Here is a 7,561-nt window from a genome sequence, read left to right on the forward strand (position 1 = left end):
GTGAGGCGTCGCTCTGCACGTGCCGAATCAGCGTGCGGTGACGAAACCTTGGGCGACCATCCAGTCCCTGGCGACCTCCGCGGGTTCGCGTCCGTCCACGTCCACCTGACGGTTGAGTTCGGTGATGGCCTCGTTGGTGAGGCGCTGCGAGATCGGCGTCATGACCGCGACCACCTGCGGATGCGCCTCGGCGAATCTCTCGCGCACCACCAGCGCCGCGTTGTACTTCGGGAAGAACCCGCGATCGTCTTGCAGCAGGACGAGATTCAGTGCCGGAATGCGTCCGTCGGTGGCGGCGACCGAGCCGAATCGGCACTGCCTGCCGTCGGCGGTCGCCTGGTAGACCACCTGGTCCTGCACGATCTGCTTGCGCACCTTGCCCGCGTCGATCTCGTATTTGCGGGCCAGCCCGGGAAATCCGTCCTGGCGGACGTTGAACTCGGTGCCGACGCAGATGGCCGCGGCCGCCGGATCGGCGGCCGCCAGCCTGGCGTAGTCCGACAGCGTGCGCACACCGGTCTCCTGCGCGGTGCGCGCGCTCATGACCAGCGCGTAGGTGTTGTTCATCGGCGCGAGCGCCGTCCAGAGCATGCCGTGCGCGGCGAGGTCGGCGTCGCGCACCGCCTCGAACTGGCCGACCTCGTCCGGCACCGGTGTCTCGTTGCCGAGGTAGTTGATCCACCCGGTGCCGGTGTAGTCGTAGGCGAGGTCGATCTGCCCGTGCAGCTGGGCGTCGCGCACGCTGTTGGAGCCCTGGATGTTGGTCAGGTCGCGCACTTGCGCGCCTGCCGCCGTCAGCGCGAACTCGATCAGGTATCCGAGGATGTTCTGTTCCGTGAAATCCTTGGACCCCACCGTGACGTGCACACCGTCCAGCTCCGGAATGGGGCGGATGCTGCCAGGACCCACCCGCAGCGGCACCGCGCCGCCGGATTGCAGTCCGCAGGCCGCCACCAACGCCACACCCACCCCGAGGGCGAGTGCGCGCCAGGCCCGGTTCATTTCAGCCCCCTGGGTCCGAGGAGCGCTTCGGCGAGCGCGCCGAGCCAGTCGACCAGCAGGGCCAGCGCCACCGCGAGCACCGCGCCGACCACCAGGGTGACGTTGTCGCGCAGCTTGTAGCCGGTGTCGATCAGAATGCCGAGGCCGCCCGCGCTCACCAGGAACGACAGCGTCGCGGTGCCGACCGCGAGCACCAGGGAGGTGCGCAGCCCGGCCAGGATGTAGGGCACCGCGAGCGGGAACTCGATGCGGCGCAGCACCGTCACGGCCGACATGCCCTGCCCGCGCCCGGCATCGATGAGCGTCCGATCCACCTGCTGATAGCCGAGGATGGTGTTGCGCAGCACCGGCAGCAGCGAATAGAACGCGATCGGCGCCACACCGATCCAGAAGCCGGTGGTGCGGGTGACCAGGTAGAACAGCACGATCAGGCCGATGGCCGGTGCGGCGGCGCCGATGTTCGCGATACCGACGAAAAACGGCGTCAGGCGGCGGAATCCCGGCCTGGTGAGCAGGGTCCCGAGCGGGACGGCCACCGCGACGACGATCAGGACGACGGCCCCGGTGATCCGGACGTGCTGCCAGGTGACGGTGGCGACGTTGCCCGCGTTCAGGCTCGCCTGCTGCGTGACGGTGAGGTCGCGGGCGAACGCCCACACCAGCACGCCCGCGGTGAGCACGAGGACGACCAGCGGCTGCACGACCAACCGGATGCGCTCGGCCCTGCGCTGGGCGGCGGGCGACGCGGCGGCGGTGGTCATGGCTCGCCGTCCGTCGCGGAACGGCCTGCCGCGTGCTCGGCGCGCGCGGCCGACAGGTGACCGACCAGGGTGTCGATGGTGATCAGCCCGGCGTACTCGCCGCGCGTACCGGTCACCACCGCGGTCGCGCTCTGATGGGTCAACAGGGCTTCCAGGGCGTCCTGGAGGGTCGATTTCAGCGACAACGTCTGCGGCACGGCCGATCCGAGGTCGCGCAGCGAGTCCGCGTTGGCCAATTGCTCCGCCGAGACCCAGCGGCGTGGCCTGCTCTGTGCGTCCAGCACCAGGGCCCACGGCCAGTCCCGGCGGGCGAGCGCCGCGCGCAACTCGTCGGCGGAGCCCTCTTCGGTGGCGGTGGGGCAGTCGCCGAGTTCGACGTCCCCCACTCGGGTCAGGGTGAGCTGTTTGAGCGAGGCGTCCGCACCGACGAAACCCGCGACCGTCTCGTCGGCCGGATCGGCCAGGATGGCCGCGGGCGTGTCGTATTGCAGGATCCGGGAACGGTCGCCGAGCACGGCGATGCGGTCGCCGAGCTTGACCGCCTCGCTGAAATCGTGGGTGACGAAGACGATCGTCTTGCCGAGTTCGCCTTGCAGCCGCAGCAACTCGTCCTGCAGCAGCCCCCGGGTGATCGGATCGACCGCGCCGAACGGCTCGTCCATCAGCAGCACGGGCGGGTCGGCCGCCAGCGCTCTGGCCACGCCGACGCGCTGCTGCTGGCCGCCGGACAGCTGGCGGGGATAGCGGTCGCGGAAGGTATCCGGATCCAGACCGACCAGCTCGAGCATCTCGTCGACCCGCGCCGCGACGCGCCGCCGGTTCCACCCCATCAGGCCGGGCACGGTCGCGACGTTCTTCGCTACGGTCAGGTGCGGGAACAGCCCGGCCTGCTGGATCGAATAGCCGATGCCGCGGCGCAACCGGTCGGGCTGGATCGTGGCCGCGTCGCGGCCGTCGATCGTTATGGTGCCGGACGTGGGTTCGATCAGGCGGTTGATCATCCGCATGGTGGTGGTCTTGCCGCAGCCGGACGGTCCGACCAGTACCACGATCTCACCCGCCGGGATGGTCAGCGAGACGCGGTCGACGGCCGGATCACGCTGCCCCGGATAGTGTTTGGTCACCGCGTGCAGCACGATCTCGACGCCGGAGACGACGGATGCCGCGCGGCCGTCGCTGGTTTCGGTTTCAGTCACGAATTCCCCTGGAGGTGGTGAGCCGTCCGATCAGGACGTAGATCCCGTCGAGGACGAGTGCGAGGACGACGACGAGGATCGTGCCGACCAGCGCCTGCGGCACCGCGTTCGGGCTGCCGAGGCGCGCGAGTCCGGAGAAGATCAGGTTTCCGAGCCCCGGACCCTTGGCGTACGCGGCGAGGGCGAGAATCCCCATGATCAGTTGGGTGCTCACCCGCATACCGGCCAGGATCGCGGGCCAGGCCAGTGGCAGTTCGATCCGGGCGAGCACCCGCAGCCGGTTCATCCCGACGCCGCGGGCCGCGTCGGTCACGGCCGGGTCCACCGAGGCGAGTCCGATGATCGTGTTGCGCATGATCGGCAGCAGCGCGTACACCACCAGCGCGGTGATCGTCGGCGCGACACCGAGGCCGAGCACCGGGATCAGCAGGCCGAGCAGTGCGAACGACGGAACGGTGAGCACCGCGCCCGCCAGCGCGGAGGCGACCGACGAGCCGAACGGGCTGCGGTACACCAGGATTCCGATCAGCACCGAGATCACCGTCGCCAGCAGCACCGATTGCACCACGGCCGAGACGTGCAGGTAGGAGTCGACCAGCAACTGGTGCCGCCGGTGCACGATGAATGTCCACAGCGTGTCCAGGGCCGTACCTCCCCATCGGCTGGTCTCTCCGGAGACTAGCGTGGTTTTGCCGGTGCCGTCCATGATTTCGGCTCCGCCGGGTCGTCCGCTCGGTCGCCGAGACCGGTGACGGCGGAGGGAACCATTCGGCGTCCACGCGCGTCGAAATCCATAAGGCGGACAACAGCCGCACAGGAACGAAGCGGGGGAACGATGACTCGACAGTCGGGATCGCGATCGGGACGGTGGATCGCTCTGGCGTTGGTGGTGCTCGGCGTGGCCGCCGCAGGCATCGCCGGTGGTCTGTGGTGGCGGGACCGAACGGATCACCGTGCGATCGTGGGTGAGCGCCTCACCGAGTTCCCCGCGCTGGACCATTCGGCGCTGGACGCCACCCAGGCCGGAATCGTCGCGGTCGCCCAGCGGGAGTTCGCCGATCCCGGCGCGGGCCCGAAATACGCCGAAGGAGTGCGGGAGGCATGGTGCGCCGATTTCGTCAGCTGGGTGCTGCGCGAGGCCGGTGTGCCGCTGGCCAACCCGAATTCGGGCTCCTGGCGGATTCCCGGCGTCTATACCTTGCAGGAGTACTACGAGAGCGTCGGCCGGTTCGTCCCCGTCGGCTCGGGCTATCACCCGCGGACCGGTGACGTGCTGCTGTACCGGGAGTCCAGTCCGTTCGGGCAGCACACGAACATCGTTCTGCGGGCCGACGGCGACCGGGTGACCACGATCGGCGGCAACGAGTACGGCGAGGTGCGGATCCACCGCTTCGTGCTCGACGACACAGTGGGGGCCGTCGGGTTCGGCCGATTGTGAAGATCACCTCCACCTAGCGGGATTCGACCGATATGCGGGTGAAACGGCGTGCCGGAAAGTCCTACGATGGAAGCGGCGGCGCCCGGCAGCGCCGCCGCCGGTCCCCGCCCTGCTTCCCCCTCATCGGCAGGACGGGGATCTCGGGCGCACAGCAGTGCGTTACGGGGCGGGACAAGATCGGTCGCGTACCGTGTCGGGTGTCCATCGAGAGGTGAGGGTTGCGGAACTAGCGATGCATCCGACCGACGAACCGAGCAGTGCGCCCGGCTGGATCGATTACGCCGAGTTCGGCGAGCGTTTCGTCACGCACGCCGTGAACGCCGCTCGTATCGAGTCCGCCATCTCCGGTATGACGGGCCGCGGCATGACCATCGGCCCGGTTTCGATCGGCCCGGCCGGACTCGCGGGCTTCGTCGCCGAGGGAAAGGTCGGCGCGCCGCGCGTCCTGCGCAGCGGCCCGAAGGTGACCTTCGAGGTGACCGTTCCCGTATCGCTCACGTTGAAGGTGCTGCTCGGCGGCCGGAAACTGCGGCTGGAGGCGAGGGTGGAGATCGATCTGACCCTGCACGCCCGCACCGCCGAACCCGTGCTCATCATCATCGACATCCCGCCGATCACCCAGCGCGACATCAGCTTCGTCCTGCGTGCCCAAGCGGTGGACTCGGCGTGGGAATGGTTGCTCGACCCGATCGCGGGTGTGGTGCAGCGCGAGGTCGCCTCCCGGGTGAACGCCATGCTGGCCGATCCGCAGACCCGCCGGGGGCTGGTGTTCGACGTCGAGGCCATGGTGGCGCGCGAGCGCTCGCCGCATCGGGACCGGCTCGCGTTCGACTGGATCGGCTACGACGAGTTCGGGCATCGGTTCTTCTCCCGCATCGTGACGCGCGAACGGGTGTGCGACGTGGTGGAACGGCTGGCGGGCAGGCCCATCGAGGTCGGGCCGCTGCGCACGGGGCCGCGGGCAGGCGCTGTCGTGACCGTCCGCGGGCAGGTGCGGATGCCGCGACTGGCGGATCGGTCGGCGGACCCGGTCGCGTTCGACCTGACGTTGCCGGTGAGCCTGGACATCACGGTCGACGTGCTGAAAGCCAACCGCTATCGCGCCGACCTCGAGGTGCCGTTGGTGCTCACCGCCCGCGCCGCCGATCCCTTGCGAGTGGTGATCGACGTGCCGCCGCCGGACCCGGCCGACATCCGGATGGAGTTCACCGCCCACGGCGCCCGCGCCGCGGCCCTCGGTGCGCTCGCCGGGATAAAGAAGCAGGTCGTGGCGCAGGTGGCGGCGGTTGTCCGCAAAGAACTGGCCGACCCGGCGATGCGCACCATCGACGTCGCCGCACGCATCGACGGCATCGTGTGAACCCGCCGCGGCCCTGAGCGCGTGTGGCGAAAGTGAAATGTGATTCTCCTGGGTCTAGCGGTTCCAATGTGAATGTGGTGAAATGAGTTCACGTTCGAGGCTCCCGGCGCGCGGTGGTTTGGGGAAGGTGCGCCGGGCACGCTGCCATCCATGTCGGGTTGCGCGAAGGAGTCGACGATGCGTTCCAATTCGGTATCCCGGCGTGATCTGTTCGCCTACGCGGCCGCGGCGGCCGTGGTGGGTGTGAGCGCCGCGGCGGCTCCCGCTTCGGCGCGGCCCGCGCTCGGCACCCTCATCGATTACGCCGGTGGCGTCCCTTCGGCCGCGGCGATTCGCGACGCCGGACATATCGGCGTGATCCGCTACGTGTCCGATCGCAGGCCCGGCGCCGAATGGATGGCGGGTAAGCCGTTGCGATCAGCGGAAGTCGACGACCTCAAAGCGGCCGGTCTGCAGATCGTGTCCTGCTACCAGTTCGGCAAGGGGCCGACCGCGGACTGGCGCGGCGGGCTGGAGGCGGGCAAGCGGCACGCCGAGCGCGGGCTCGCGTTGCACCGCGCCGCCGGTGGCCCGGACAACGTGCCGATCTACGCGTCCATCGACGACAACCCGTCTCCGGTCGACTTCGCCACCATGATCGCCCCGTACCTGCTGGGCTGGCAGTCCGTGCTCGGCCCGGAGAACACCGGCGTCTACGCCAACACCCCGACCATCGAACTGGCCCGTGCCGCGAGCCTGGGCTCCTGGTACTGGCAGCACAACTGGGGCACCCCCAAAGGCTTCGTGCACCCCGCCGCCAACCTGCACCAGTTCGAGATCGACAAACAATCCATCGACGGGGTGGGGATCGATGTGAACAACGTGCTCACCCCCGAATACGGGCAGTGGTGAGAGCGCGCCGCATCGCTATCCGCTTTCGGCGGGCCGACCGCTCGACGCCTCGTACAGCGGCCACGCTCCGGTTGTCCCGGTTTACGCCCCCAGCTGTAACGACCTGAGGAGTCAGGAACGCGGTCCGGTGTCTATCGCGTGCGGCTACCCGGCGGTGTCACGAAGATGGCTCCCGGTGGTTGTCCGATGGACGCCTTCGGAGCAAGCGTGTTGCGGGCTCAGCATGCCAGCGTTCCGCAACGGTGCACCCCGATGCCGAACTCTGCGCATGACGCGCCCGGCTCACCGCAACCACGTCTTTCGAGCGAAGCGAGACCGAGCATCCGCCGTTCGCGGCCCGGCTCGCGTGTGCGCGGCCGTCGCGTAGGCGACGAAGGAGCAAGCGGCGGTCGCGCACACGCGAGCCACAAAGGGGCCGCGACACCCAGCGCCGCAGGCGCTGGAAAACAAATCACGTCTGGCAGTGGCTGATCGGGATGACGCGCAGGTCGGGTTCGTCGTCGGGAACCACCCGCAGGGAAGGGCGGCTGTCCGGGGCCTCGTGATCGCCGAGCCAGGAGAACAGCGACCACCGGGACAGGCCGGAGAACGCGGAACCGAGGCTGGCGAAAGAGAACGACGAGATCGCCGACCCGAACGATCCCACCGATCCGATCGACAGCACCGAGCCGACGCTGCCGATGGACAGGATCGAATAGGCCGAGCCGATCGACAGGATCGACCCTTCCGAGCGGATCGACAGGATGGAGCGGTGCGAGCGCCTGCTGCGGATCGAATGACCCGGCCGGCTCGACCAGTTCGTGGGTCTCGAGCAATCGGTGGTCGCCATAGATAGCGGTCTACCACAGTCCCGCCCCCTCGTGTGGCGGTGCGGCGGATCCGCGGCGGTATTCGCGGAATCCCCGAGACGCCG

General features: G+C 69.1%; 8 protein-coding genes. 3 read left to right on the top strand and 5 right to left on the bottom strand.

Going from position 1 to position 7,561, the window contains the following annotated elements; genetic code table 11:
* Positions 1–27: 27 nt before the first annotated feature.
* From NB3_RS17355 to NB3_RS17370, 4 genes are read right to left on the bottom strand one after another with little or no spacing between them, the layout of a single operon-like run.
* Positions 28–1,002, bottom strand: a complete 975-nt coding sequence (locus NB3_RS17355) for a glycine betaine ABC transporter substrate-binding protein (RefSeq protein WP_067804031.1) — start codon at positions 1,000–1,002, stop codon at positions 28–30.
* Positions 999–1,763 (bottom strand): ABC transporter permease, encoded by a 765-nt coding sequence (locus tag NB3_RS17360; protein WP_067804034.1) that lies wholly within the window; start codon positions 1,761–1,763, stop codon positions 999–1,001. The genes NB3_RS17355 and NB3_RS17360 overlap by 4 nt, the downstream gene beginning before the upstream one ends.
* Positions 1,760–2,959, bottom strand: coding sequence for an ABC transporter ATP-binding protein (locus NB3_RS17365; RefSeq protein ID WP_067804043.1), 1,200 nt, complete (start codon positions 2,957–2,959; stop codon positions 1,760–1,762). The genes NB3_RS17360 and NB3_RS17365 overlap by 4 nt, the downstream gene beginning before the upstream one ends.
* Positions 2,952–3,602, bottom strand: coding sequence for an ABC transporter permease (locus NB3_RS17370; protein ID WP_067804079.1), 651 nt, complete (start codon positions 3,600–3,602; stop codon positions 2,952–2,954). Before NB3_RS17370 ends, NB3_RS17365 begins: the two co-directional genes overlap by 8 nt.
* A gap of 192 nt (positions 3,603–3,794) precedes the next feature.
* On the opposite strand from NB3_RS17370, the gene NB3_RS17375 reads away from it, so the two are divergent.
* From NB3_RS17375 to NB3_RS17385, 3 genes are all read left to right on the top strand, one after another.
* Entirely contained in the window at positions 3,795–4,397 is a 603-nt protein-coding gene (locus tag NB3_RS17375) for a CHAP domain-containing protein (RefSeq protein ID WP_067804046.1), read from the top strand.
* Between the two features lie 232 nt (positions 4,398–4,629).
* The gene (locus NB3_RS17380; protein ID WP_067804049.1) at positions 4,630–5,757 is read left to right on the top strand and encodes a hypothetical protein; all 1,128 of its coding nucleotides are present in this window, start codon (positions 4,630–4,632) and stop codon (positions 5,755–5,757) included.
* A 177-nt stretch (positions 5,758–5,934) separates the two neighbouring features.
* On the top strand, positions 5,935–6,648 hold the full coding sequence (locus tag NB3_RS17385; protein WP_067804052.1) for a DUF1906 domain-containing protein: 714 nt from the start codon (positions 5,935–5,937) through the stop codon (positions 6,646–6,648).
* A 451-nt stretch (positions 6,649–7,099) separates the two neighbouring features.
* Here NB3_RS17385 and NB3_RS17390 read toward each other — a convergent pair whose 3' ends face one another.
* On the bottom strand, positions 7,100–7,477 hold the full coding sequence (locus NB3_RS17390; RefSeq protein ID WP_067804055.1) for a hypothetical protein: 378 nt from the start codon (positions 7,475–7,477) through the stop codon (positions 7,100–7,102).
* Between the last annotated feature and the right edge of the window lie 84 nt (positions 7,478–7,561).

It is taken from the genome of Nocardia beijingensis NBRC 16342, assembly GCF_001612785.1.
Classification (GTDB): Bacteria; Actinomycetota; Actinomycetes; order Mycobacteriales; family Mycobacteriaceae; genus Nocardia; species Nocardia beijingensis.

Coding starts and splice junctions, on each gene's coding strand:
- NB3_RS17355 (WP_067804031.1), bottom strand. CDS start 1,002: ATGAACCGGGCCTGGCGCGCACTCGCCCTCGGGGTGGGTGTGGCGTTG.
- NB3_RS17360 (WP_067804034.1), bottom strand. CDS start 1,763: ATGACCACCGCCGCCGCGTCGCCCGCCGCCCAGCGCAGGGCCGAGCGC.
- NB3_RS17375 (WP_067804046.1), top strand. CDS start 3,795: ATGACTCGACAGTCGGGATCGCGATCGGGACGGTGGATCGCTCTGGCG.
- NB3_RS17380 (WP_067804049.1), top strand. CDS start 4,630: ATGCATCCGACCGACGAACCGAGCAGTGCGCCCGGCTGGATCGATTAC.
- NB3_RS17385 (WP_067804052.1), top strand. CDS start 5,935: ATGCGTTCCAATTCGGTATCCCGGCGTGATCTGTTCGCCTACGCGGCC.
- NB3_RS17390 (WP_067804055.1), bottom strand. CDS start 7,477: ATGGCGACCACCGATTGCTCGAGACCCACGAACTGGTCGAGCCGGCCG.